The sequence below is a fragment of the Mycobacterium kyorinense genome (assembly GCF_001672775.1).
Classification (GTDB): Bacteria; Actinomycetota; Actinomycetes; order Mycobacteriales; family Mycobacteriaceae; genus Mycobacterium; species Mycobacterium kyorinense_A.
In genome coordinates this window covers 13,921-39,787 of record NZ_LZKJ01000059.1, presented here as the reverse complement: position 1 = coordinate 39,787, position 25,867 = coordinate 13,921, and the positions used below count along the sequence as shown (strand labels likewise).

The following is a 25,867-nucleotide window of genomic DNA, read 5'->3' as shown; positions in this document are numbered from 1 at the left end:
CCAGGGCGGAGTGTCGCGGATGGGCGTGATCGTGATCGTGATGCGGTCTTTGCCGGCCGTGAGCGACTCACACCGGCACAGCATCAAAGGCTAGCCGCCCCACCCCCTCCCCAATGGGCCGCCCGAGCGACGGCCAGACTGGTCCTCATGCAGATCCCGTTCGCCGGCGCGGTGCTCAACCGGCTGGGCCGCCGCGACGCCGGGCTCGAGCAAATCGAGGAGATCGAGGACGAGGCCGTCGAGACCCCCGACGCCGCTGACCTGCTGTCGGCCGAGCCGGCGCTGCTGCTGCAACGGATGGAAAACCGGCTCATCCGCCACCACCTGGCCAACCCGGACGTGTTGAGCACCGAGGAGCTGCGCCGACTGCGCTACATCCTCAACTTCGCGCGGCTCGCCGATTTCGAACCGGGGGCCGCGGGCCCGGGCGGCAGCCGCGGGCGCGGCGACGTCTCGGTGGGCGCCGAAGTCGGGCCGTGGCTGTCTCGGGTCGCCGACACGCTGTACGGGCCGCTGCGCGAAGAGCCGGACCCGATCACGGCGCTGAAGGCGGCCCGCGAGGCGCTGGCGGCGCTGGCCGCCGACCAAGACGATCAGCGATGCGTGCTGATCGAACGGCACGGCAATGACTTCTCCGCCGCGGAATTGGACGCCGAAGTCGGCTACAAGAAGCTCGTCACGGTGCTCGGCGGCGGCGGGGGTGCGGGTTTCGTCTACATCGGCGGCATGGAGCGGCTGCTGAAGGCCGGCCAAGTGCCCGACTACATGATCGGCGCATCGTTCGGGTCGATCCTGGGCAGCCTGGTGAGCCGCGAGCTACCGGTGCCGATCGAGGAGTACATCGCCTGGGGGAAAACGGTGTCCTACCGCGCCATCCTTGGACCGGAACGGCTGCGCCGCCGCCACGGCCTGGCCGGCATGTTCGCGTTGCGCTTCGACCAGTTCGCCCACGCCATGCTCACCCGCGAAGATGGTGAGCGGATGCGCATGTCGGACTTGGCGATTCCGTTCGACGTCGTGATCGCCGGGGTGCGCCGCCAGCCGTATTCGGCGCTGCCGGCGCGGTTTCGCCGCCCCGAGTTGTCCGCTCTACAGTTGCGGTCATTGCCGTTTCGCCCGATCGGCATCGGCGCGCAAGTGGGTGCGCGGATGTGGCAGGTGGCGGCGTTCATCGATTTGCGTGTGGTCAAGCCGATCATCATCGGCGCCGACGAGCCGGAGCGTGACTTCGACGTGCTCGACGCGGCGTCGTTCTCGTCGGCGATTCCCGGTGTGCTGCACCATGAAACGAGCAATCCGCGGATGATCCCGATCCTCGACGCGCTCTGCGAGGAAAAGGATGTCGCGGCGCTGGTCGACGGCGGCACGGCCAGCAATGTCCCGGTCGAAATGGCGTGGAAGCGGGTGCGCGACGGGAAGCTGGGCACCCGCAACGCGTGCTACTTGGCGTTCGATTGCTTTCACCCGCAATGGGATCCGCGACATCTGTGGCTGGTGCCGATCACTCAGGCGATCCAGTTGCAGATGGTGCGCACGGTGCCCTACGCCGATCACATCGTCCGATTCTCGCCGACCCTGTCGCCGGCGAACCTGGCGCCCTCTGCCGCGGCCATCGACCGGGCGTGCCGGTGGGGACGCAAGAGCGTCGAGGCAGCGATCCCGGTGACGTCGGCGTTGTTGAAGCCGACGTGGTGGGAAGGCGACGGCCCGCCGGCTGCAGGGACCGCGGTACGCGCGAAGTCGGTGGCGTCGCCGATGAGCGCGGTCATGGCTGCGATTCAGGCTCCGACGAGTCGCTTTGCCCGCTGGCGAGACCGCCTGACGTGAAGTCCTGGCGCCGTCTCGGGGCATCACGCCCGGCGTGCTCACGCCACTTCCGCCAGCCACGCCGCGCAGCGAACGCGCCGACGACGGCGGTCACGCACCACACCGCGATCGCCGCATAGGCCAACGGCGCCGACCGATCGGCAATCGACGCCCCCAGCGCGGTATAGACGAACGCCCGCGGCACCGACCCGATAAATGCCCCGACGGCCATCTGCCACAACGGAACTCCGAACGCTCCGAACGCATAGGAGGCGAGCGCGTCCGAGATCCCGGGGATGAAGCGCTGGCCGACGACCGCCCACAGTCCGCGTCGTTCGATCAGCGCGTCGACGCGGTCGGCGCGTGTCGTTCCCAGCAGAGCCCGCGCGCTGTCTCGGCCGGCCCGGCGACCGACGAGGCTCGCGACGATCGCGGTCCCGACCGTCGCACCCAGCGTCACGAACACACCGACCACAGGACCGAACAGCACCCCGCTGCCCGCGGCCAGCACCGGGCCGGGCACGAACAACGCGCCCAGGACCGCCGATGCCAGCACGTAGGTCAGCGGCGCCGCCGGCCCCGTCGCCGCGACCGCGCGCCGCATCTCCTCGACATCGACGACTCGCCTGACGGCAACGAGGTAGAACAGCACAAGGAGGAAGACCGCGAACACGGCGAGACGCACGATGTAGGGTCGTCGCGATGTCAGGGCGGAGGTGTCGTCCATGATGACCGTAATTCTTCCGCATCGACGTTCGCGAGCGCGCAAAGCCGTCGCAACTGTCCTGCTCACCCTCGCCACGGCGTGCTCGGGCTGTGCCGCGCACCCGACGGTCAGCAGCACGCACGCAACGCAGGCGCCGAACACGGCTCCCACTCGCGACTTCCCGGCAGTCGTCAAGCTGATGAACGACGCGATTGCGGCTGAGCGACTACCCGGTGCGGTGGTGGTGATCGGACACGCCGGCCAGCGCGTCTTCCACCGGGCTTTTGGCTCACGCAAGCTTGCCGGCGAAGCGGGGCTGGACGGATTGCCCGCACCTGCCGAGCCGATGACCGAAGACACGATCTTTGACATCGCCTCGCTGACCAAGCCCCTGGCAACGGCGACTGCGGTCATGCAACTGCACGAACGCGGCAAGGTCCAGTTCGACGATCCCGTGCAGAAGTATCTGCCCGACTTCAACACGGCGAACGATCCGCGACGGGCGCAGGTGACGCTTCGCATGTTGCTGACCCATACATCAGGCGAGCCGATTGACGTCAACCTCATAGATCCATGGGGACTGGACCGAGCGGATAAAGCCGAAGGCATTCGTCGTGCGCTTACGACTCCACTGCAGTCGGATCCCGGTGAGGTCTTCCGCTACTCGGACATCAATTTCATCCTGCTGGGCGCGCTGCTCGAGCAGCTCACCGGCGAGCCGGAGGATGTTTACGTCCAGCACAACGTGTTTGGGCCACTGGGCATGGCGGAGACGCGCTATCGCCCGCCCGCCGGTCTGTTGCCGCGCATTGCGCCCACGGCGATGGACGGCGACCATCTGCTGCGGGGCAGCGTGCATGACCCGACGGCGCGCCGCATGGGCGGGGTGGCCGGCAACGCCGGGGTGTTCTCGACGGCCCACGACGTCAGCGTCTACGCGCAAGCTCTACTAGATCGACGTGCGAACCGCCCCAGCGCTTTTCCGCTGAAGCAGGCGACTCTGCAGGCGATGACGACTCCGCAGCAGCCCGGACACACCGCCCGACAACTCGACGCAGCCAACGAGGCGGTCCGAGTCGCTGTCAACTATCCGGCGATCAAGGGGCAGAACCTGTTTGGCTTTGGCTGGGACATCGACACGGCCTACTCCATGCCGCGCGGCACGATCTTTCCTATCGGCAGCTTCGGCAATACCGGCTTTACCGGAACGTCGCTGTGGATCGATCCGGGCTCAGATACGTACGTCGTTCTGCTCTCCAATGCGATCCATCTGCGCGGCAGCACACCGATCTCGGATCTACGCGGTGAGCTGGCGACAGCGGCTGCCAAGGGGCTGGGCCTGACGTAGGGTCGGAGCGTGGCCAGAACCGATAACGACACCTGGGAGATCACGGAGAGCGTGGGCGCGACGGCGCTGGGCGTGGCGGCGGCGCGCGCGGCGGAAACCGAGAGCGACGACCCGCTGATCAGCGATCCGTTCGCGCGGGTTTTCCTCGACACAGTCGGCGACGGCGTGTGGAACTGGTACTCCGCGCCCGAGTTGCCCGCCGAGGTCGTAGAAGCCGAACCTGAGCTGCCGCTACGGCAGCAGGGGTTGGTCGACTATTTCGCTTCGCGGACCAAGTTTTTCGACACGTTCTTCCTCGAGGCCGCCGATGCGGGCATCCGCCAAGCGGTGATCCTGGCGGCCGGCCTGGATTCGCGGGCTTGGCGGTTGCCGTGGCCCGACGGCACGACCGTCTACGAGCTCGACCAGCCCAGGGTGCTGGAGTTCAAAGCGTCGACGCTGGCGGGGCACGGCGCGCAGCCGACCTGTGAGCGGGTCGGTGTCGCGGTGGATCTGCGGCAGGATTGGCCAACGGCGTTGCAGCAGGCTGGTTTTGATGCATCGGCGCCGAGCGCCTGGTCGGTTGAGGGGCTCTTGATGTACCTGCCAGCGGCGGCGCAAGACCTGCTGTTCACCCGCATTCAAGAGCTCACCGCCGCGGGCAGTCGGATCGGGGTCGAGGCGCTTGCACCCAACTTCGCCGACCCGGAGGCCGTTGCGCAACGGCGTGAGCGGATGGAACGCGTCCAGGCGTTGATGGCCAAGGCGGATCCGCAGCGTGAAGTCCCGCGCAGCGACAAGCTGTGGTACTTCGAGGACCGCGAAGATGTTGGCGACTGGTTGCGCCGCCACGGCTGGCACGTGACGGTCACGCCGACCGAGGAGCTGCTGGCCGGCTATGGCCGCGCACCTGCGCAGGACCTCGAGCAGGCCGCCCCGTGGAATCTGTTCGTGTCCGCGGTCCGGGCCTCGTGAACGACGGCGCGGCCGCACACCTCGGCACAGCTTCGCCACATCAGTCACATCAGCACCGTCGCCCGACCATGACATCCTTCTCAAAGTCGATGGCGTATGTGATATCACTGCGGGCGCGGGCCGCCCAAAGTTGCGCTACCGCTTCAACATTCGCCCCATAACCGGCAACACCAACGGCGTCGGCATGAACCGAGTGGACCCGAGCGCCACGCGTACTTGCGGCCCACCCGGGACTACCGAGGCGCGGCCCCGGTCGGCGGCCTTCAACGCGTCGGCGACCACCCGCTCGGCCGAAACCTGGGTGAAGCCCGGCAGCCGGGCAACAAGATGCTCGGCGTCGTTGGTCGCCTGAAACTCAGTCGGCACCGGGCCGGGGCAGACTGCGGTGACGCTGACACCGCTGTCGGCGACTTCGGAGTTGACCGCCTCCGAGAGCCAAAGGACGTAGGCTTTCGCGGCGGCATAGCCCGCGTTGTACGGCGCCGGCTGAAATCCCGAGACCGACGAGAGGTTGATGATCGCGCCGCGGCCGCGCTCGACCATGCCCGGCAGGTAGCGCAGCATCAGGTCGGCCACCGCCTCGACATCGACGCGCAGCATCTGCAATTCCTTGTCGCGCCCTTCAGCGCCGAACTTCGTGTAGATGCCCAGGCCGGCATTGTTCACCAGGACATCGACCTGCGCACCGAGCTCGTCGATCCGTGCGGCGAGCCGGTCCCGGTCCTCCGGCACCGCGAGATCAGTGCCCACCGCGACGGCGTGCTCGTCGCCGCCGAGTTCGGTGCACAACGTTTGTAGCCGGTCTACCCGGCGGGCGGTGACGACGACGCGGTAGCCGCGCGCCACGAGTTGTCGAGCGAATTGTTCGCCGATACCGGAGGATGCGCCGGTGACCACGGCGACCGACCCTGGCGATGGTGGGGGAAGCGTCATGAAGGGAGCCTAGAGCGTGCCGGCTCCGAGTTACACAATCAGCATGCGCAGGTTGCGGGGTGCGGTGCCAGAATCTTGTCCGAGAATGTGGAACGCCGTCCGCATGGCGGCGTCGCCCTGACTGATATAACTCGCCGCTCGCGCCAAGTCTGGACCGTCATGGGATTGCGTTGCCGAGATGCAATAGGGAAGCCCAAGGTCGTAGTTGACAGCTGCCCGTTGCAGCGCGTTGGTCAATACCGGTTCCGGGCTCGGCAGCTGTCGGTGCAAATTCGCCACTGCGCCAACGGCGTTTTGGCAGGCCGCGCCGGTGCCGGCGATGTCGTGTTCGGCTGCGGCCGCGGCGATGTTGTTTCGCGCGGCGACGAGATCGTTGATCGACCGCTCGGATTCGGCGAGCCATGCGCCCATCGTCTTGCGGACCGAAGGAGCCGATGTGCTCGACAGCGGGATCGCAGCGCTTTCGGTTGAAACAGGTTGGCCCGTCGTCCATCTGTACAACATCCACGTCGACACCGCGACGACGACTATTAAGAACACGACGCTGCCCGCCGTCGCAATCTGTTGATCGCGGTGATACCTACTGGCGGAGTGAAGACTGGCTGTGGCCATGGCTGGCTTCCCTAGATTTCCGGCTGCTGTTTGGTCCAGGGGCCGAAGACTTGCCCTGGCGACCGAGGCTCGATCGCCGGGTGCATATGGCTCAGCAACGTGCAGGATCTACGACCTCGTGCTGTGCGTACCCACTCCTTCGGCGGGTAATCCTCGTATGTTCAATAACCGGCCATGCCTGTGGCGCCACCGTGGAGTTGTTGCGATCACGAGCAGTCGGCGCCGCGCCGCTTCCACCGGGTTTCGACCACACCCGCGGTAAGCGCAACATGAAAAGCTCTCTGGGCGAATGAGTTTGGGAGCGGTGGTCTGTTCCCAAGTCCGATCCCGGTGCGACGGCGGCTGGTCACATCAGTCACAGGCGTACCTAGAACTCGGGGCATCCGTTGTGCCCGCCTCGTAGCGACAATCCGTTGGGACCTTCGATTTTGTCGCTGATAGCCGGGCACGCTGAAACAGCGGCATTTGCCGTAACCGCTGTGACTGGTAAGACGCCAGTGCCACAAGAGTCACAAGTGGCAACTCCGCGTTAGACGCGACCAGGCACAACGCCGGCTTGTCGCTACGAGGCGGGCACATCGTCGATACCTCCCGCGCCGTGGCCCGTGTGACAGATGTTACGTCTGCAACCGCCGTCGCAAACCCGTCGCTCGGATCGCTCGCCGCTCGATTGCAGCGCGCACCGAAGCCTCGGTCCCGACCACCCGGACCTTTCGCATCGCGCGAGTCACCGCGGTGTAGAACAGCTCCCGAGTCAACAACCGCGACTCCTCCGACGGCATGAGCACCGTCACCTCGTCGGCCTGGCTGCCCTGGGATTTGTGGATGGTCATCGCGTGCATGGTCTCGACGTCGGAAAGCCGACTGGTCGAAAAGTCCTGTGGCCCTGTGGCACTGGCGATCACAGCGCGCAGGCCATCAGCGCCGGCGACGGCCACACCAATTTCTCCGTTGTAGACACGCAGCCCGTAGTCGTTGGCGGTCACCAGCAATGGGCGCCCCGCGTACCACTCGGACCACGGCGGCAGGCCGGTCTCCTCCGACAGCCACGTTTCCACCTGGTGGTTCCACTGCGACACGCCATACGGTCCGCGGCGGTGCGCGCACAGCAGTCGATGCTCATCGAGCGTGGCCAGTGCCACCTCCGAGGCACCCAATAGGGCGGCCTCTCGCGTGCGCAGCGCGTAGGGAACCAGCACACCACGCAACCGCGCCGTCGCATCCTCAGCTTCGATCCACTCGATGTGCTCACCACCCGCCCGAAGCAGCGCGATTACCCGATCGGCGTCACCGACACGGGTCGCCGCGGCCAACGCACCGATCGACTCACCGAATCGGTGTGACGTCTGCAACGAGGCCACCCGCACGTCGGCGCGCGCCGACAGACCATCCACCAGGTCGGCCAGCACGGCGCCGGCCTCCACCGACGCCAACTGGTCGGCGTCGCCCACCAGAACCAGCCGGGCGCCGGGGCGCACCGCCTCCAGCAGCCGCGCCATCATGGTCAGCGACACCATCGACGTCTCGTCGACCACAATCACGTCGTGCGGCAGCCGATTTCCGCGATCGTGCTTGAACCTCGACGACGTGTCGGGCCGGCTGCCCAACAAACGATGCAGTGTCATCGCCTGCAGGTCACCCAGCCGCACGCGATCGGACTCGTTCAGCTTGGCTACTTCATGCGCGACGGCTTCCTGCAGTCGTGCAGCGGCCTTGCCCGTCGGCGCAGCCAACGCGATCCGGGGCCGCGACGCGCCGGCGACCTCGGACTGCTCGGCCACCAGCGCAAGCAATCGGGCCACGGTGGTCGTCTTCCCGGTGCCCGGACCGCCGGTCAGCACGGTGACCGCTTGCGTCAGCGCGAGGTGCGCGGCCGCGCGCTGCTCCTCGAACCCCTCGGGGAAAAGCCGCTCGAAGGAGGGCACGGTGACCGTCGGCTTGGACTGCAGCAACGCGAGCAGGTCGTCGCATACCTGCTTTTCCTCGAGCCAGTAGCGATCCAAGTAGAGCAGATCGCCCAACAGCCGTAGCACCGGCGGCTCTCCGCAGAGCGGCGACGCCCGCACCGCCGTCATCCAGGCTGCGGGTTCAGGCCACGCCAGGCCGGCAATCCCGGCCTGCGCCTCGACGTCCCGCAGATCCACACACACCGAACCGCCCCGTAGCGCCCGTACCAGCAGCGCCACGGCCAACGCCACCTGCTCGTCGGATTCCTTGCCCAGCACGCAAATCCGGCCCGCCACTTGCACATCGGAGATATCCAGCACGCCGGCCGCATTGAAGGCGTGCAGCACGCCGCGCGCACTGATGGCGACCTCGACATCGGTGGCCGTCATGCGACCTGCCTACCCTCGTCGAGCAGGTCCGACAACGCCACAACCAAACCCGCCGGCGGCTGCCAGCTGAACACTCCGCCGCCCGGTGTGGTGGAGCCGCACATGCCGCGGACGAACAGATACAGCACCCCGCCGAGATGGACAGCCGGGTCATAGTCGGGTTGCCGCCAACGCAGGAAGCGATGCAGCACAACCACATACAACAATGCTTGCAGCGGATAATCCGAGTGCAGCATGGCTTCCGCCAAGCGGGGTTGCGTGTAATCGGACGCGGTGTCGCCTAGATAATTGGTCTTGTAGTCGACCACCAGGTACCGGTCGGCAACACGTAACACCACATCAACCGAGCCGGTCAGGTATCCACGCAACGACTGCGCGCCCAAAGCTGCGGATCTCAGTCGGTCCGCGTACGTCGCCAACGGATCGCCCGACGGCACGTGCACCCCCAACAGCTCGCCCACATCGCCAAGCGACACATCCGGTGCAGACCCTCGCAGATCGCCACCTGCCAGCGGGATCTCGAAAGCCAACTCCCGCAGACGGTCTCGCAACCCGATCTGCCGCAGTGTGGCCCCGAAAGCCAGCGGCCCCAACGGGGTGTCGTGCATCGGCACCATCGCGGCGCCCAGTTCCTTCGCGGCGACTTCAACCGGCCACCAGGACAAGTGCCGCCGAACCTGCTCGGTGAGTTCGGTCGACAGATCCGGAGCCGAGGGGTCTGCCGTCTCCAGCACCGCGTGCACCAGCGACCCAAACCCGGCCCCCGCTGGCAGACCCGCCATTGGCGACGTGACGTCGACGGCAGCTTCAGCGGCGGTGACGACAACGGTGTCCACCTCGTCGTCGCGGGTGGTGATTTCGGGTTCGCTTTCTACGCCCGCGGATTCGACGCCTCGCACCAGCGCGGAATACGACGTCCGCCGCCACGTGGTGTCGACGGCACGGTGAAAGTGCCGGACCGCGAAATCGCCCTCCCACGAAGGCTGTTCCACCGTCGTGGGAGATACGGGCACCGATTCCTCGACCGACGGGCCGCCCGCGGACTCCCACTGCTTAAACAACGTCCATGCGTCGTCGTCGGTGATGTGGGGTGTGCACTTGTCCACGACCTCGGTCTCGCCAGCACGCCGGCCGCGCAATAGCCGCGACAGCCCACCACTGACCTCGTCTCGCGTCGGCGCCCACCAGGCCACCACCTGCGACTGCGCGCGGGTCAGCGCAACGTAGGTGACCCGGAGGTTGTCGCGGGCGGCCTCGATGCGGTTGAGCCCTTCGACCGCTTTGCGTTCGCCGTTAGGCTGCTCGCCGCCGATGTAGAGGCAGCGGGTGTCGGTCTCGTCGTGGTAGAGCAGGATGTCGCCGGTGCGGACGAACCGGTTGAACGCAAACGGCAGATACACGATCGGGAACTGCAATCCTTTGGCGACGAACACGGTCATGATCTGCACCGCGGCGGCATCGCTGTCCAGGCGGCGGTTGTGTTCGCTGATGCGGGTGCGGGTGTCGCATTGCCGTCGCAGCCAATCGCGCAGTGCCGGTGGACTGTAACGCTCCCGATGCGCGACCTCATGCAGCAGCTGAGCGATGTGCGCCAGGTCGGTCATGTGCCGTTCGCCGCCATGCTGGGCCAGCACCCGGCGACCCATCCCGCGTAGCTGTGCGGCTTCGTACACTGCGGCCACCCCGCGCAGCCGGGCGTGGTTGGCCCACTCGCGCAACGTGGTCGCGACCCGATCGGTCAGCCCATCACCGCCGGCGGCAAGGGTGTCCGCGGTCTCGCCAAAAAACATCGTGCACGCCGCGGCGCGGACCAGCCCGCTGCGATGCGGGGCGTCGAACGCCTCCAGTAGGCACAGCCAGTCCTTGGCGGCCGGCGATTCGAACACGTCGGTGTCGCCGGTATAGATGGCAGGAATACCCGCGGCTGCCAACGCATCCCGGCAGGCCCGGGCATCTCGGTGTTGCTCGACGATGACCGCGATGTCGCCGGCGGCCACGTGACGGCCGTCGTAGCTGGCGCCACTGGTCAGCAGCGCCGCGATGTCGGCGGCCAGATCGGTGGGGATATGGCGGCGCAGCACATCGATCGGGACGTTGCCGGTGTCGGCATAGCCGAGAGGTGGTCGTTTGACCACCCGCAGCCGAAATGGTGCGTTGTGCGGCGCACCGGCTAGGCGATGCCCGTCATGGTGAGCGCGAATATCGTGCACGATGATCTCGGGGTGGCCCAGCGCCGCGCCACCCAGCACGGTCTGCAGGCTGTCGACGAGCACCCGGTCGCTGCGCCAATTCACGCCCAGCGTGTAGCGGGCATCGGCGGTGCGGGCCGCCGCCAAGTAAGTGTGGATGTCGCCGCCGCGAAATCCGTAGATGGCCTGCTTGGGGTCGCCGATCAGGATCAGCGTCGAGTGCCCGCTGAACGCGCATTGCAGCACCCGCCATTGGATGGGGTCGGTGTCTTGAAATTCGTCGACGAGCACCAGCCGCCAGCGCTGACGCATCCGGTCACGGGCCGGAGAATCTGCTGCCTCAAGGGCTTTCGCGAGCCGAGTCAGTAGGTCGTTGTAGCCGAGGATGCGCAGCCGGCGTTTGCGGCGTTCGAGTTCGGCCGTCACAGCGTCGGCGAAGCGCAGTCGGACATCCGCTTCGCTGTCGGGGTCAGCGTCAAGCGGCCGCCATTGCGCGCACGGATCCTCCACGACGGCGCGGGCGAGGTCGAGCGCCTGCTGGTAGCTCAGTACCGGGTCGTGTTCCTGACGCCCGAAGTGGGCCAGATAGAGGTCGTCGACGATCTCGGTGACGAGATCCTCGAGGCTCTCCTGCAGCTTGACGTCGGCCGCGGTATCACCGGCCACTCCAAGTGATTTGAGCACCCGCCCGCAGAATTCGTGCGTAGTGGCGATGGTGGCCGCGTCGAAGTTGGCCAGTGCATCACGCAGCCGCTGCCGGCGAACGAGTCGATCCTCGTCGCCCCCGGACAGCAGATGCTCGACCAGCGCGCTGCAGGGCGGCACAAGACCGTCGAGCGCGGCCAGCGCTTGCACGATCTGAGCGCGGACCCGTTCCCGTAGTTCGCGGCTGGCGCTGCGGTTGAAGGTGATCAGCAGCATCTGGTCGAGCGGCATGTCGGTCTCGGCCAGGAAGCGGGTGACCAGTCCGGCCAGTGTGAACGTCTTACCGGTGCCGGCGCTGGCCTCCAGCACCGTTGTCGAGCCGTCGCGGGGCAGTGGGCCCAGCACATCGAAGCGCTCCATCAGCCTGGTGTTCCTTCGGCGGCCAGCAGCGGCAGCCATAATCGTGCGGCGAGCGCACCCAGGCGGGTCTCCTCGCCGGGCATTTCCTCACCCGGGCGGGGTGGATCGAGCAGCACATCGAAGCGCGGATGAAGCCCCCACACCTCGATATGCGCCTTTGCCCGGTCGTCGCCCTCGTAATAGTTGCTGCTTTCCCACTTGGTGCGGGCGTATTTCACCGGGTCCCGTCCGCGGTGCCGCTTTTCCGCCCAGGCGTACGACGTCTTCAGCGGCAACGGCAGCGGCTCGCGACGCCCGGCGTCGAACAACATGACAAGGTCGCTGAGCACTGCCCGGGCATCGGGCGGCGCACGGAAGCAGCACTCCTCGACGCTGTCACGCGACCCGCGTCCGATGCAGATCGCGATCCAGTCACGGTCGGGATTGTCGGCGGCGAGAGCGATCAGCGAAATCCACGCTTGCAGTTTGTGTTTGGCGGCCAGCCGCGAGTAGCTGACCGTGACGACCCGATTGTCGTAAACCCGGTTCACCGTACCGGCGACACGGCGGCCGCCGTCCAACTCGACGGCGACATCATAAGCCTTGCCGCGCACCCGTTGATGGCGCAGTGCGGTGATCGCGAGTTGGGCGGCTTCGCCGCTGATCTCGTCGGCTTTGCGCCAACCCAGCCGGCCGGGTGGCAGGGTGCCGCGCCGCCATTCGGTCTCCTTGGCCACTTCGAGGTCGATGCCGCGCAGCATGTCCTGCAGCATCCGGTCCCCGACCGCCCGTTGTTCCAACGGGGCGATGTGGACCGGCATCGAGTCCTTGACTGCGTCGACGTCCCACGGCAGCGCGTAGTCGAGTTGGCGGAAGAACCCTTTGACCGGGTCCTTGAAGAAGTCGAGCAGGTCGGCCAAGACCACATCGGCTGCGGGGGGTGCCGGCAGCGGATCGGTGAAAAACTGTTGGGGTGCATAGCGTTTCCCGGCCGCAGCCTCGGCAGCGGCCAGCGCGGTGGGATCGAACGTGAACGGGTCGCCAGATACCAGCGCTCCCGGGATGACGTTCTGGCGGTCGAACGGCTGTAACGGATGTGTGGTCACGATGCGGTCGCGGACCGGCCGCGGGGTGGTGCGGTCCAGCGCGTCGAGCAACTCGGCCAGCGGTACCGCGGGTGGGCGCTGGTGGCCGGAGTGCTCGTCGGCGCCGGTGTAGGTGATCACCAGCGTCTCGGTGGCCGCGCAGACGGCGTCGAGCAACAATTGGCGGTCCTCGGAACGAATGTCACGCTCGCCGGTCATCGGCGCACGCGCCAGTACGTCGTCGCCGTCGGGAACACTCATCCGCGGAAACACACCGTCGTCGAGCCCGACTAGGCACACCACCCGATGCGGCACCGAACGCATCGGCACCATCGTGCACACAGTCAGGGTGCCGGTGCGGAAGTTGGCCCGCGTCGGCCGGCCGGCTAGATGCGTCGACAGCAACGCACGCACGTCGGCCAGCTGCAGCAGCGTGGACGCGTGAGCACCGGCCTGCTCGATAACGTCGGCGAACTCGCGTTGTAGCTGGGCGTCCTGCCACGCCTCATCGGAGTGGGTCAGCTGGGCGACACCCTCCGTCAGCGCGGCCAGCCAGTCGGTCAAAGACTGTGTGCCGCCGAGACTTTCGATCACGCGGTGCAGCCGATCGACGAACTCGGCCAGTCGTCCGGCCAGCTCGATCTGGTTGCTGCCGACGTCGTCGAGCGGCAACGCGGTGCCCAACCAGGCCCGGGAATCGTCGGACATTGCGACGCCGGTGAGAATGCGGTCCAGCCCGAACCGCCATGTGTTGTGCACGATGTGGTCCAGCCCGAACAGCTGGCGATGCTGTGGGTCGAACCCCCAGCAAATGTTGGATTCACGGACCCAGTCGGTGATCGCGTCGAGGTCGTCGTCGGTGAACCCGAACCGGGCCCGCACCGGCGCGGCCTGGGCGAGGTTGAGCACCTGGCTGGCGGTGGCTCGCGTGCCGGCGAGGGTGAGCAATTCCGCGGCGGTCGCCAAGAGCGGGTTGGTCTGAGTGAGGGCGCGGTCGGCCAGCCGGACGCGCAGCCGGTGCGCGGGATGGCTGTCACCGGCCGTCTCGCCCAGCCCGAAGCCGGCGACGATCAACGGCGCATACGTCTCGATGTCCGGGCACATCACCACGATGTCGCGTGGCTCCAGCGTCGGATCGTCCTGCAGCAGGCCTAGCAACACCTCACGCAGTACGTCGATCTGGCGGGCCGAGCCGTGACAGCTGTGCACCTGCACCGAGCGGTCGTCGGCGGCCAGTGCCCTGCCGTCGGGCTGTACCGCATTGGCGGCGATGTCGTACTGCAACCAACCCAGCAGGCTATCGGATTGTGTTGGGCTGGTGAGGTATTCGTCGGTAGTCGGGCCGGTCGGCAGCACGCGCTGCAGCTCGCGCAGATCCCGGCCCAGGGTTTCCAGCAGCGGGTGGTGGGCGGCGTCGCGGCTGGTGTCCTCACGACGCGGCACCGCGCCGTGCAGACCGCTGAGCGCCTGCCACAACTCGTCGCTCGGGTGCGGCAGCCACAGGTGCAGGTCGTGGTGGGTGGCCACGGCCTGCAGCAGTTCGATGTCGGTGCATGCCAGCCGGGTGTGCCCGAACAGCGACAGCCGCGGCGGCAGGTCGCTCGGGCCTTCCCGCAGCCGGGCCACCGTCACGCGATGCCGGATATGCGGGGGATCGGCGTCGATCGAGGCGACCAGCGCCCGCCACAACTCCGGCTGCCAGGCCAGGTCGGCGTCGAGGCCCGTCGCGTCGCCGTCCAGCCAGTCGATCAGCAGCTGCGGGCGCTGCCGGGCATAAGACGCAAACAAACCAGCAAGCCGGCGCGCCACCGCATAGCGCCGGCCGCGGCGCAACTCTGCCTCGGCGTCGGGCAGGCCGCGACCCAAATGCGTTGCCAATGTGCGACACCAAGGCTCATCCAACGAGCAGTCGATGACCTCGAGCAGCGGCCACGTCATGGCCTCCGGCGACCACGGATCGTCGTCGACGGTGCCGGTGATCTCGGCGATCAGCGAGCCCGGGCTGCGAAACGCAACCCCCGCGCACACCCCGTCGTCGCCGCGGCCAGCGCCCAATACGTGCGAGAGCCGCTGACTGAGCCAGCGTTCCACACCACGCGCCGGCACCAACACCAGTTCCTCGGCGAAGGGATCGGGCAGCGGGTCTGCCAAGAGCGCACCAAGCCCGTCGGCAAGCAGGTCGGTGCGTTCGGCACGATGGAGATGTAGCGCCATTGCGGTGCCACCATAGACGGGCGTACCGACATATGCCGGAGAGTTTTCGCATCCGGACGGACGACGACGCTATGGGATGCTGTTCGGGTGCCCGCCGCCCCAAAGAAAGCGCCCCTGGCGGCTTGGACCATCGCTGCCTATTTGCTCTACCTAGCACTATTTGTGCTCGGCCTCTTTGAGGCATTCTTCGCGGCCTTCTTCGCCATGGCCACCGACGGCTGTCACGATGCGGCGTGCGACGCCAGCTATCACGTGTGGCCGGCGATGCTCACGATGTGGATCGGGGTGGCCGTGGTTTTGGCGTTGACGGCGGTTGCCATGTTTGTCGGTACTGCCCGCCGCAAGATCGTGGTTGGCTGGCCATTGGTTGGCGCCCTAGGGCTGGGGATGGTGTACGTCCTCGCGCTGAAGGTTTTGCATTAGGCGCACCCGACGAGAAAGGCACACGATGGAAGCCTGGGACGCGATCTGCGCTCGACGCAATGTGCGGCAGTACACACAGCAGCCGGTGTCCGACGACGATCTGAACCGGATCGCCGAGGCCGGCTGGCGGGCACCGTCGGCGAAAAACCGCCAGCCGTGGGACTTCGTGATCGTCACCGATCGGGCTCAACTGCAGGAGCTTTCCACGGTGTGGCAGGGCGCCGGACATATCGCGTCGGCCGCGGCCGCCATCGCGTTGGTGATACCGGTCCCGCCGAATGACCGCCGCAGGGTGACCGATCAATACGACGTCGGTCAGGCCACGATGGCGATGATGATCGCGGCCACCGCCCTGGGCATCGGCACCGGCCATTCGTCGGTCGGGGACCAGGGCAAGGCGCGGGCCATCCTCGGGGTACCCGACGAACACCTGGTGGCCTACCTGCTGGGGGTCGGCTATCCCGCCGATCGGGAGCTCAAGCCGATCCGCAAACCGAATCGGCGACCGTTTTCTGAGGTCGTCCACCACGGACGCTGGTGAACCTTGAACGGTGTATGAGGGACTTCTAAATCCTGGCTAACTGCTCGCGTCGAGCCGTTACCCTCGCACGATGACTTTCGGGGGACCCCAACCCGGCTATGGGATGCCTGTTATCGGCCCGCCGCGCCCGTGGCGATGGCTGGTCGCTGCGGGTCTCGGTGTGCTGGTCGGTGTTGCCATCGGGGCGATGATCCCGGCGGTCAGCAGCCATCAGGCGCACGGCTACCGCGTCGGTGACTGCGTGGTCGTGGAGCCGACGTCCGGCGGCGAGCTACACACCACCCGCACCGGCTGCGATACCGACCCCAGTTTCACCGTGGCCAAGTTGGCCGACCGGGCAGGCGACTGCGCTGCTAACGGATACGACCGGTTCCGCCCGCCGATCGCCGACGCAGCCACCGCCAAACTGTGCCTGGTGCCCAACCTCGTCGCGGGCCACTGCTACCGCTTGGGCACTGCGGTCGGCGTGTGGGACTTGAGCAACTGCGCCGACCGCGGACCGACGACGATCAAGGTGAGCAGCCGACTGGAAACCGACAACGCTCAAGCGTGTTCGTCGGACGGTTATCTGCCCGCGCGGACCTATCCGTCGCCGCCGCGGACCTATTGTCTGGCCGGCATCACGTAACGCGGCCTATAGGCTGGGTGCGATGCACCAGCACAAGGGCGACTACGGCATCGACGGATCGTTCAAGACGGTGTCGGCGCGCGGACAGGCGATCGGCCTCGGCGCCCAGGCCGCTGCACTGCTGGGATTGGCGGCGATCAGCTGGCGACGCGGCAAGCGGCCGACAGCAGCGGTGGCTGCGGCGGGCGGTGCTGGAATCATCGCCAGCACAGCGCTTTACCTCTACGCCACGCGCTCCGGCAAGTTCGAAGCCTGGGAGCGAATCCTGGACAGCTTGCAGCTGCGCGGCGACGAGACAGTGCTGGATATGGGCTGCGGCCGCGGCGCGGTGTTGCTGGCCACCGCCAAGCGGCTGCCCCGCGGCCGGGCGATCGGCATCGACCTGTGGCGTCCCGACCAGACCGACAACTCGCCGTCGGCGACGCTGAAAAACGCCGACCTGGAGAACGTCGGCGACCGCATCGAGGTGCGCACCGCCGACATGACGGCATTGCCGTTCGACGACAACAGTTTCGACGTGATCGTGAGCAGCCTGGCGATTCACAACATCCCCACCCGCGAGGGCCGGCGACAGGCGCTGCGCGAGGCGACACGAGTGTTGCGGTCCGGCGGCCGTCTCGCGATCGCTGACCTCTGGGACACCCGGCGTCACGCCGCGCAGCTCCGCGAACTGGGCTGGCAGGACGTGCAACACCGCAACGTCGGATGGCGGATGTGGTACGGCGGACCCTGGGTGTCCACGCGCTTGGTGACGGCGACCAAGCCAGGCTCGATACCATAGGCACCATGCGCGTTCGGCGATTCGGTGAGCTCGAGGCCGCGGTCATGGACCGGGTGTGGAATCGCGGACAGCAGAGCACGGTCCGCGAGATCTTCGACGACCTGGCGCGCAACCGCGAGATCGCCTACACCACCGTGATGTCGACCATGGACAACCTGCACCGCAAGGGCTGGTTGCAGCGTGAGCGCGCGGGCAAGGCGTTCCGTTACTGGCCGACGATGACCCGCGAGGAACACTCGGCGGCACTGATGCGCGACGCGTTCGACACCGGCGGCGACTCCGACCTGGTGCTGGCGGCTTTCATCAACCAGATGGACGAGAAGGAGTCGACGCGGGTGCGCGCCGCCCTGCGTCGCCTCATCGACGAGGGCCAGCAATGAACGCCGCCACGGTGATCCTGCTTTATGCGGCCGCGCTGACCTGGCTGGCGCCGCCGCTGCTGCGACGGGTCACCGCCGGCGGAATTCACCCGCGCCTCGGCGTGGCGGCATGGCTGACAGCGGTCGGCGGCGCCGTCGCGGCGTGGTTCGCCGCATTGGCTGTCCTACTCGTCGACGCGGTAGCCAGCATGTGGCGCAACTCCGCATTGACGTTGTGCCTCAAAGTACTTGGCTTTGCCGGTCATATCGGGGTGCCGCAGCCGATCGGCTCGGCGTTGGCGCTGGGTCTGCTCGTTACGGGCCTAGGCGTCACGCCGGTCGTCGCGCTCAACGTGACGCGCCGGCTGCGGCGGATGCGCTCGCACAGCCACCGCCACGCGCTGACCGCGCGGATGATCGGCCACGCCACCGACCGGCCGGGTGTGGTCGTCATCCCGGGCGAGGAAGCCGCCGCCTACTGTGTGACCGGTCGCCCGCCTGCCGTCGTCGTCACCACTGCGGCCCGCGACCGGCTCGACGAGCCGCAACTTGCGGCGGTCCTGGCCCACGAAGCCGCCCACCTAAGCGGTCGCCACCACGACGTGCTGATGGTGTTGCGGGCGCTGGCCGCCGCCCTGCCGCGGCTACCGCTGTTTCCCGCCGCCGCAGACGGTGTGGCGGGTCTGCTGGAGATGTGCGCCGACGACATCGCAGTTCGCCGGCACGGCACAGTGCCGCTGCTGGGCGGACTGCTGGCGCTGGTAGGTCAGCCGCCGGTGGCGTCGGCCGCGCTCGGCGCCGCCGATTCGGCGGTGGTGGCCCGCGCCGAACGCCTGGCGCTGCCGGCCCCTGGCCGCATCCGGTGGCGCGACCGCCTGGTCCTGACGTCGGTGATCGGCCTCTGGGCCGCTGCGCCGATGACGGTGATGCTCACCTGCCAGCTGTGACGGAGTCCCGGCGCCGCGCGCGCCACACCGTCGCCGCGATCCCGGCGGCAACCAGCACGGCGCCCACCCCCAACAGCGGCCACACGCCCAGCGTTTCGACCTGGTGGGCCAGCCAGCCCTGCACGGCGGCGGCGGTGTTGATGATCGGGTCGTCGGGGCCGGCGTCGGTGAAGTACAACCGGATCTCGTAGTAGCCGTAGTAGGCGACATAGAGACCGGTGAGCAACACGATCACGCCGACGATGCGATTCACGTAGGGCAGCACCCGGCGGAACGCCGCGGTGGCCGACGAGCCGGCGAGCGCCACCGTGAGCGCGGCAACCCCGACCGTGATGGTCATCCCGGCCGCATACGCGACGAAGGCCAGCACTCCGGACAGTATCGAGCCTTGTTTGAACGTGGTGCTGATGACCGCGAGAAACGGTGCGATAGTGCAGGATAACGAGGCGACGGCGTAGCCGAGGCCATAGCCGTACATCGAACCCAGCCGGGCCGTCGGCGCGCCGCCCGCCAGCTTGGGCAACACCACGCTGATGTCTTTGCCGGCCAGTAACCAGATCGCGATGCCGATCAGCAGCACGCCGATCACCACCGTGCCGAACGGCAGATACTTTTCCGCCGAGGCGATCACCGGTGAGATCGCCAGGCCGAACACGCCGAACACGGTCAGGAAGCCGGCGGACATCGCCACGGTGGCCAGCCCGGCGCGGGCTAGCGCTGCCGACCGCGAGGTCTCCTGGCTGCCGGCGATCACCAAGCCCAAATAGCCGGGCAGAAAAGCGAATCCGCACGGGTTGAGAGCCGCCACCAGTCCGGCGGCCAACGCGAAGCCCAGCGCCGCGGTGTCGATCATCGCTTGCTCAGCGCGCTGACTCGCTCGGACAGCTGCGATTCGGTCATCGTGCCCTTGACGACGTCGATGCTGCCGTCCGGCTGGACGAACGCGTACGCGGGCTGTTGGGTCACACCGAATTTGGTCCACACCGCCGACTTGGTATCGGCCAGCTGGGTGAACCCGTCGACGTGGTATTTGTCGACGAACTCGCGCATGGCGGATTCTTCGGCGCGCGCGGCCACTCCGACGAACGTCACTGTCGGATTCGCCGCGGCGACCTTGGCCACCGTCGGCGCCTCGCGTTGGCAGTTGGGACACCAGGGCGCCCAGAACCACAGCACTGCGGGCTTACCGAGCAGCGTTTCGCCGGAGAACTGCCGACCGTCCAGCGTGGTGGCGCTGAACTGCAGCTGATCGGGCACGCCGTGGGCGTGGCCGGACGCCGGCTTGGAACCGCACGCGCCCACGACGAGCATGGCGGCGATCAGCATGGCGATCAGGCGATGTGACATCGCGGTTCCCTCCGGTCGAATGCTCACAGTACTACCTACGTACGTAGATAGTAGATGATGAGGCGGGCGAGCGCTGATCGCGCCCGACAGACTGAAGCCTGCGAGCTGGGGGCATGCTGGGGACATGACCAGAACCGAGATCACCGAGCAGATCGTCGTCGCCCGCCTGGAGAAGGGCTTGACCTGGCAGGAATTGGCCGACGCCATCGATCGACCGGCGGCATGGACCACGTCGGCGCTACTGGGCCAGCATCCGATCCCCGCCGAGTTGGGCAAGGTGCTCGTCGCAATGCTGGGCCTCGACGAATCGGCGGTCGCGGTGCTGGCCGCGCCGCCGATGCGCGGCGGGTTGCCGACCGCGGTGCCCACCGACCCGACCATCTACCGCTTCTACGAAGCCCTGCAGGTCTACGGGCCCGCGATCAAAGAACTGATTCACGAGCAGTTCGGCGACGGGATCATGAGCGCGATCAACTTCAGCGTCGACGTGCAAAAGAAAACGCATCCGTCCGGTGATCGTGTGGTGGTGACTTTCGACGGGAAATTCCTGCCCTACGACTGGGTTTCGGGTGAGGGCCAGTGACCGACGACGGCTTGAAGGCCGACCTGGTCCTGTCGGGTGGCGGCGTCAAGGGCATCGGGTTGGCCGGTGCCATCGTCGCGCTGATGGACGCCGGTTACCAGGTGCCGCGGGTATCGGGGACGTCGGCCGGCTCGGTTGTCGGTGCGATCCTGGCCGCCGGCGCCGACCAACTGACGCCCGCCGACGTCAAGAACCTGGCGATGACGTTGCCCTACCGCAAATTCCTGGATCCGGGACCCATCGAAAAGATCCCGGTCCTCGGACCGGCCTGGGGTCTGCTCAGCGAAGAAGGAGTCTACAAGGGCGATTTCGCCCACGACTGGATCCGCGGGCAGCTGAAAGACTTGGGCGTCAACACCTTCGGTGATCTTGCCCTCGACGACGACACCTTACCGCCGGAGCGGCGCTACCGGTTGGTGGTCACCGTCGCCGACGTCACCACCGGCCAGTTGGTGCGGCTGCCCTGGGACTATCGCCGACTCTACGGGCTGGATCCCGACGAACAATCGGTCGCCGACGCGGTGCGCGCCTCGATGTCGATTCCGTTCTTCTTCCACACCGTCAAGCTCACCAGCGCCGAGGGGCTGACCTCCACGCTCGTCGACGGGGGAGTGCTGTCGAACTTCCCGATCGACTCGTTCGACCGGCCAGACGGCAAGCCGCCACGCTGGCCCACCTTCGGAATCACGCTGCTGCCCAACCTGCCTCAGGACAACGCCAAGGTGATTCCCGCGCTGGCGCCGCTTCATTGGCTCGGCGGCGGGCCGACTCTGCTGGAAAGCTTGATCACCACGATGATCGTCGGCCGCGATCAGGCCTACCTCAACCAACCATGGGTCAGCGCCCGCGCAATCCGCGTCGATTCGACCGACGTCGGCTTCCTCGATTTCGACATTTCCGACCCACAGAAAGAAGAGCTCTACCAACGGGGCTACGACGCGGCAGCGGCGTTCCTGTCCACCTGGAGTTGGGCCGAATACCGCAAACGCTTCCGGCGATGAAGGAGTCTCATGGCTGACGACCCGAAGAACGCGGATCTCATCCTCTCCGGCGGGGGTGTGAAATTCATCGGTCTGGTGGGCGCGATCGTCGCGCTGATGGACGCCGGATATTCGTTCCCCCGAGCCTCCGGCGTGTCCGGCGGGTCGGTGGTCGCGGCGATCATCGCGGCCGCGTCCAAGGGCAATCAGCTGACCAGCGCGGAAGTCAGAGACCTGGGATTGTCCGTGCCGCTGCGACAATGGCGCGACGCGGCGCCGATCCCGTTCTTCGGCCCGGCGTGGGGCCTGGTGCGGGACACCGGCCTGTACCGCGGCGACTTCGCCCACGACTGGATCCGCGGCGAGCTGAAGAACTTGGGCGTCAGCACTTTTGGTGATCTTGCCATCGACGACGACAATTTGCTCGAGGAGCGGCGCTATCGGGCCGTGGTCACCGTCGCCGATCTGACCACCGGCCAGCTCGTGCGGTTGCCGTGGGACTACAAGCGGGTCTACGGACTAGATCCTGACGAGCAGCCGGTCGCCGACGCGGTCCGGGCCTCGATGGCCATCCCGTTCTTCTACCGTCCGGTCACGTTGACCAGCGCCACCGGGCGCAAATCCACACTGGTCGACGGCGGACTGCTGTCGACCTTCCCGATCGACTCGCTGGACCGGCCCGACGCCAAGCGGCCCCGCTGGCCGACCTTCGGAATCACGGTGATTCCCAAGCTTTTCGAGGGCATCGAAAGTGCGATCCCAGCGCTGAGGCCATTACGGCGTCTCATGGGACCGCCGTCGCTGCTGGAACACCTGATCACCACCATGCTGATCGGCCATGACCAAACCCACCTGAACGAGCCGTGGGTCAGCGCCCGGGCCATCCGGGTGGTCTCCACCGAGGTGAGCGCCTTGGACTTCGGCATCTCGAGAGGCCGTCTGGAGCAGCAATACGACCGCGGCTATGCGGCCGCCCAGGAGTTCTTGTCGACGTGGGACTTTTCGGCGTACCTCAAGCGCTTCCGCCGATACCAGGGCGTCTAGCTCGTCAAAGCCGGGCGTCTAGCGCGGCGATCGCAAGCGCGGCGAAGCCGGGCGCGGCGGGTCGCCGCCAAACTTAGCTCGTCAACACCTGCGGCGACAATTCCTTGAGCATGCCGTTGGCCCAACGCATTTGGCGCAACGTCTCAGGGTGGCAGCGTTTGGTCAGGTCGAGTAGCTCTTGGTCTTTGGTGGCCTGCGCGACCTGGCCGAGCAACTCCCAGTCTACCGACGCCCCCGCGGCCATCCGATGAATGCGCCGCAGATCGGCCAGCAGCAGCAGCCCCGGCTCGGGACGCTTGCGCAGCAGTCCGCTGAGACGCGACTGCAGAAACCCGCTGAGCGCCCGGGTTCGCGGCTCGGCCGACAACCGCAGGCCGTAATGACGGCCATGGTCGGCCAGGTCACGCAGATGGTGTTGCGACCAGCCGGCCAGGTCGTGGGCGATGTGGTAGATGTCCTGGTCGCTGCGATGCCGCGACGCCATCACGTTGAGCTCGTGGGCCAATTTGCGTTCGGAGCGGTGCAATTCGCGTAGCGCCAGTTTGATTTTCATCACTGACCTACCGTGACTTCGGATACGGTGGCCGCGGCGCCGCCCACTGTCGCAGGCACTTGGCCGTTGACCGGGGCCGAGGCCGCCGTCGTCGGGGCAGCGGCGACGTGACCGTTGCCGTCCTGCTTCCGGCGCAGCGCAGCGGCGGCCGTCTTGTAGATCGGCTGCTTGGACACCGGATCCCAATCGGTGAGCGTGAGCTCGTTGCCGGCGCGGTGGTGGCCCGCCCTTTTGGACCCGTCGGCGTCGAAATAGCCGTAGTGGAACGGCACGAACAACACCCCGTCGCGGATAGCGCTGATCCGGGCGGCGCAGCTGATGCTGCCGCGCGGGGTGCTCACCTCGACCATGTCGCCCTCTGCGATGCCGAGACGACGGGCGTCACCGGCTGAGACCTCCACCCACACCTCGGGTGCGGCGGCGTTGAGTTGCGGTGCCCGAGCGGTTTTGGTGCGAGTGTGGAAGTGGTACAGGGTGCGGCCGGTGATCAACGCGAACGGGTATCCGGAGCCGGGCATTTCGTGCGGCGGAACATATTCCGCGGCCTTGATGATCGCCTTGCCGTAGGCGTTCATCGCGCGGTATTCGGTTGGCTCCAGCGGCGCGCCGGTGATCATGTCCTTGCCGAATGCCTCACAGTAATCCGGGTGTGCCCAGAACTTCCCGTCGGCGTACAGGCGTTCGGTCCCGTCAGGGTTCTCGTCGTTGCACGGCCACTGGATTCCGCTGCCGCCGCGCAGCTTTGCGTAGCTCAGCCCGGTGTAGTCGCAGGGACGGCCGGCGCTGCATTTCTTCCACGCCTCGAACGCCGACTCGGGGTCCGTCCACGGCGGGAACGGCTGACCGTCCTTGTCGCGGAAGTCCATCCGTCGCGCGTAGTCGAGGAAAATGTCCAGATCCGAGCGCGCTGATCCCGGCGGCTCCACAGCCTTTTCGGAGATGTGCACGGTGCGGTCGGCGTTGGTGAAGGTGCCGGTCTTCTCGCCCCACGCCGCAGCCGGCAACACTACGTCGGCAAGTTCGGCGGTCTCGGTCATGAAGATGTCCTCGACCACCAAAAACAGCTTTCGCTGCGACAAGATGTCGCGGATCCGGGCGAGCTCGGGCAGCGACACCGCCGGGTTGGTCGCGGTTACCCAGAGCATTTGCAGGGTGCCCTCTTCGGCGAAGCGAAACATCTGCATGGCGTGCGTCGGCGGTGCGTAGTGCGGAATCTGTTGCGGGTCAAGGTTCCACAGTCGAGCCAGGTCGACGATGTGGTTGTCGTTGGCCCAGTTGCGGAACCCGGCGAGATCGCCGTCGGCGCCGCATTCGCGGGTGTTCTCGGCGGTGGGCTGTCCGTTCATCTGCAGCACACCGCAGCCGGGCTTGCCGAGCATCCCGCGCACCAGGTGAATGTTGTTGACCTGCACCGACGCCGCGGTGGCCTGATGGGACTGGTAGAAACCCTGCAGCACCGTGGACAGCAATCGCTCGGCGGTGCCGATCAGGCGCGCCGCCTCCCGGATGTCGTCGATGTCGACGCCGCAGATCTCGGCCGCACGTTGCGGCGGGAATTCGGCGACCCGCTTGCGCAGCTCGTCGAAACCGATGGTGTGCGAGTCGATGTAGTCGTGGTCGACCCAGTCGTTGGCGATGATCTCGTGCAGCAGGCCGTTCATCAACGCCACGTTGGTGCCCGGCAGCGGCGCCAGATGCACGGTGGCATGCAAGGCCACCGGCGTCTTGCGTGGGTCGACGCACACGATCGCCGGCGGCGACCCGCCCACCAACCGGTCCAGCATGCGCGCCCACAGCACGGTCTGCGTCTCGGCGACGTTGTGCCCGAACAACGCAATCACGTCGGCGTGGTCGACGTCGGTGTAGGACCCCGGTTGGCCGTCACAGCCGAACGATTCCTTCAGCGCCTCAGCGGCCGTCGCCGTGCACAGCCGGGTGTTGCCGTCGACGTGGTTGGTGCCGATCGCGCCGTGCGCGATCACGCCCTGGGTGTAGTACTCCTCGAGGAACAACTGCCCGGAGGTGTAGAAGCCGATTGCGCTGGGGCCGTGGCCGTCCAGCAGTTCCCGGCTGCGGGCCACGATCGCGTCCATCGCAGTGTCCCAGTCGCACGGCTGCAGCCGGCCGTCGCGGCGGATCAGCGGGGTGGTGAGCCGATCTGGCGACGCGTTGGCCTGCCAGCCGAACATGTCCTTGGGGTCCAGTCGCCCGTGGTTGACCCGGTCGACGGCGCGGCCGCGGACGCCCACGATGCGCCCGTCCTTGACAGCGATGTCCAGGCCGTCGCCGTTGGAGTGCAATACCGCCGCCGACTGCACCCAGCGGTCCACCGACTCCGAGTCGATGCCCTCGCCCAGATAGTTGTCGACACGCTGCGGCCAGGGCTGGCCGGGTTCATAGGGCGTTCGCACGCCCCACGGTTCCGCGATCGGATCAATGGCCACCATGGCCGAG

At 67.2% G+C, this 25,867-nt stretch carries 23 protein-coding genes; 13 read left to right on the top strand and 10 right to left on the bottom strand.

Going from position 1 to position 25,867, the window contains the following annotated elements:
• The first annotated feature begins 147 nt into the window (after nucleotides 1–147).
• A complete protein-coding gene (locus A5707_RS05840) occupies nucleotides 148–1,827 on the top strand; it encodes a patatin-like phospholipase family protein (RefSeq protein WP_065013567.1) in 1,680 nt (559 codons plus the stop codon).
• Here A5707_RS05840 and A5707_RS05835 read toward each other — a convergent pair.
• Complete coding sequence (locus tag A5707_RS05835; RefSeq protein WP_082969273.1) at nucleotides 1,766–2,533, bottom strand: TVP38/TMEM64 family protein; 768 nt, start codon at nucleotides 2,531–2,533, stop codon at nucleotides 1,766–1,768. The genes A5707_RS05840 and A5707_RS05835 overlap by 62 nt on opposite strands.
• Here A5707_RS05835 and A5707_RS05830 point away from each other — a divergent pair.
• Both A5707_RS05830 and A5707_RS05825 read left to right on the top strand, forming a co-directional pair.
• Nucleotides 2,532–3,860 (top strand): serine hydrolase domain-containing protein, encoded by a 1,329-nt coding sequence (locus A5707_RS05830; protein WP_082969272.1) that lies wholly within the window; start codon nucleotides 2,532–2,534, stop codon nucleotides 3,858–3,860. The genes A5707_RS05835 and A5707_RS05830 overlap by 2 nt on opposite strands.
• A gap of 9 nt (nucleotides 3,861–3,869) precedes the next feature.
• Nucleotides 3,870–4,814, top strand: coding sequence for a class I SAM-dependent methyltransferase (locus tag A5707_RS05825; RefSeq protein WP_065013566.1), 945 nt, complete (start codon nucleotides 3,870–3,872; stop codon nucleotides 4,812–4,814).
• Nucleotides 4,815–4,949: 135 nt separating this feature from the next.
• Here A5707_RS05825 and A5707_RS05820 read toward each other — a convergent pair whose 3' ends face one another.
• Nucleotides 4,950–5,747, bottom strand: coding sequence for an SDR family NAD(P)-dependent oxidoreductase (locus A5707_RS05820; protein ID WP_065013565.1), 798 nt, complete (start codon nucleotides 5,745–5,747; stop codon nucleotides 4,950–4,952).
• Nucleotides 5,748–5,777: 30 nt separating this feature from the next.
• Nucleotides 5,778–6,158 (bottom strand): hypothetical protein, encoded by a 381-nt coding sequence (locus A5707_RS05815; protein ID WP_082969271.1) that lies wholly within the window; start codon nucleotides 6,156–6,158, stop codon nucleotides 5,778–5,780.
• Between the two features lie 25 nt (nucleotides 6,159–6,183).
• Between A5707_RS05815 and A5707_RS24730 the strand changes: the two genes are divergently transcribed.
• The gene (locus A5707_RS24730; protein WP_269455138.1) at nucleotides 6,184–6,315 is read left to right on the top strand and encodes a hypothetical protein; all 132 of its coding nucleotides are present in this window, start codon (nucleotides 6,184–6,186) and stop codon (nucleotides 6,313–6,315) included.
• Nucleotides 6,316–6,976: 661 nt separating this feature from the next.
• Here the strand turns inward: A5707_RS24730 and recD are convergent.
• Genes recD through recC form a run of 3 tightly spaced genes read right to left on the bottom strand, consistent with a single transcriptional unit; the run spans nucleotide 6,977 to nucleotide 15,227 of the window.
• Entirely contained in the window at nucleotides 6,977–8,695 is a 1,719-nt protein-coding gene (gene recD / locus A5707_RS05810; protein ID WP_065013563.1) for an exodeoxyribonuclease V subunit alpha, read from the bottom strand.
• On the bottom strand, nucleotides 8,692–11,949 hold the full coding sequence (gene recB / locus A5707_RS05805) for an exodeoxyribonuclease V subunit beta (protein ID WP_065013562.1): 3,258 nt from the start codon (nucleotides 11,947–11,949) through the stop codon (nucleotides 8,692–8,694). The genes recD and recB overlap by 4 nt, the downstream gene beginning before the upstream one ends.
• Nucleotides 11,949–15,227, bottom strand: a complete 3,279-nt coding sequence (gene recC, locus A5707_RS05800) for an exodeoxyribonuclease V subunit gamma (RefSeq protein WP_065013561.1) — start codon at nucleotides 15,225–15,227, stop codon at nucleotides 11,949–11,951. Before recC ends, recB begins: the two co-directional genes overlap by 1 nt.
• Nucleotides 15,228–15,314: 87 nt before the next feature.
• Here recC and A5707_RS05795 point away from each other — a divergent pair, with 87 nt between their 5' ends.
• From A5707_RS05795 to A5707_RS05770, 6 genes are all read left to right on the top strand, one after another.
• The gene (locus A5707_RS05795; RefSeq protein ID WP_082969270.1) at nucleotides 15,315–15,650 is read left to right on the top strand and encodes a hypothetical protein; all 336 of its coding nucleotides are present in this window, start codon (nucleotides 15,315–15,317) and stop codon (nucleotides 15,648–15,650) included.
• 25 nt (nucleotides 15,651–15,675) lie between these two features.
• Nucleotides 15,676–16,191, top strand: a complete 516-nt coding sequence (locus A5707_RS05790; RefSeq protein ID WP_065013560.1) for a nitroreductase family protein — start codon at nucleotides 15,676–15,678, stop codon at nucleotides 16,189–16,191.
• Nucleotides 16,192–16,261: 70 nt separating this feature from the next.
• The gene (locus A5707_RS05785) at nucleotides 16,262–16,819 is read left to right on the top strand and encodes a hypothetical protein (RefSeq protein WP_156657596.1); all 558 of its coding nucleotides are present in this window, start codon (nucleotides 16,262–16,264) and stop codon (nucleotides 16,817–16,819) included.
• Between the two features lie 22 nt (nucleotides 16,820–16,841).
• Complete coding sequence (locus A5707_RS05780; protein WP_065013558.1) at nucleotides 16,842–17,600, top strand: class I SAM-dependent methyltransferase; 759 nt, start codon at nucleotides 16,842–16,844, stop codon at nucleotides 17,598–17,600.
• Between the two features lie 5 nt (nucleotides 17,601–17,605).
• Nucleotides 17,606–17,980: a BlaI/MecI/CopY family transcriptional regulator gene (locus A5707_RS05775; RefSeq protein ID WP_065013557.1), complete on the top strand. Its 375-nt coding sequence runs from the start codon at nucleotides 17,606–17,608 to the stop codon at nucleotides 17,978–17,980.
• On the top strand, nucleotides 17,977–18,906 hold the full coding sequence (locus tag A5707_RS05770; protein WP_065013556.1) for a M56 family metallopeptidase: 930 nt from the start codon (nucleotides 17,977–17,979) through the stop codon (nucleotides 18,904–18,906). Before A5707_RS05775 ends, A5707_RS05770 begins: the two co-directional genes overlap by 4 nt.
• Here the strand turns inward: A5707_RS05770 and A5707_RS05765 are convergent.
• Nucleotides 18,890–19,759: a cytochrome c biogenesis CcdA family protein gene (locus A5707_RS05765; RefSeq protein WP_065013555.1), complete on the bottom strand. Its 870-nt coding sequence runs from the start codon at nucleotides 19,757–19,759 to the stop codon at nucleotides 18,890–18,892. The two genes, A5707_RS05770 and A5707_RS05765, sit on opposite strands and share 17 nt — an antisense overlap.
• The gene (locus A5707_RS05760; RefSeq protein WP_065013554.1) at nucleotides 19,756–20,253 is read right to left on the bottom strand and encodes a protein disulfide oxidoreductase; all 498 of its coding nucleotides are present in this window, start codon (nucleotides 20,251–20,253) and stop codon (nucleotides 19,756–19,758) included. Before A5707_RS05760 ends, A5707_RS05765 begins: the two co-directional genes overlap by 4 nt.
• A 124-nt stretch (nucleotides 20,254–20,377) precedes the next feature.
• Here A5707_RS05760 and cynS point away from each other — a divergent pair, with 124 nt between their 5' ends.
• From cynS to A5707_RS05745, 3 genes are read left to right on the top strand one after another with little or no spacing between them, the layout of a single operon-like run.
• Entirely contained in the window at nucleotides 20,378–20,836 is a 459-nt protein-coding gene (cynS, locus tag A5707_RS05755; RefSeq protein WP_065013553.1) for a cyanase, read from the top strand.
• Nucleotides 20,833–21,837 carry a patatin-like phospholipase family protein gene (locus A5707_RS05750; protein ID WP_065013552.1) on the top strand — a complete coding sequence of 335 codons (1,005 nt, stop codon included), beginning with the start codon at nucleotides 20,833–20,835 and terminating at the stop codon, nucleotides 21,835–21,837. Before cynS ends, A5707_RS05750 begins: the two co-directional genes overlap by 4 nt.
• A gap of 9 nt (nucleotides 21,838–21,846) precedes the next feature.
• Nucleotides 21,847–22,860 carry a patatin-like phospholipase family protein gene (locus tag A5707_RS05745; RefSeq protein WP_065013551.1) on the top strand — a complete coding sequence of 338 codons (1,014 nt, stop codon included), beginning with the start codon at nucleotides 21,847–21,849 and terminating at the stop codon, nucleotides 22,858–22,860.
• A 73-nt stretch (nucleotides 22,861–22,933) separates the two neighbouring features.
• Here the strand turns inward: A5707_RS05745 and A5707_RS05740 are convergent, their stop codons facing one another.
• Together A5707_RS05740 and A5707_RS05735 are read right to left on the bottom strand one after the other, a co-directional pair.
• On the bottom strand, nucleotides 22,934–23,413 hold the full coding sequence (locus A5707_RS05740) for a hypothetical protein (RefSeq protein ID WP_065013550.1): 480 nt from the start codon (nucleotides 23,411–23,413) through the stop codon (nucleotides 22,934–22,936).
• Nucleotides 23,413–25,857: a molybdopterin oxidoreductase family protein gene (locus A5707_RS05735; RefSeq protein ID WP_065013617.1), complete on the bottom strand. Its 2,445-nt coding sequence runs from the start codon at nucleotides 25,855–25,857 to the stop codon at nucleotides 23,413–23,415. The genes A5707_RS05740 and A5707_RS05735 overlap by 1 nt, the downstream gene beginning before the upstream one ends.
• Nucleotides 25,858–25,867 lie beyond the last annotated feature (10 nt).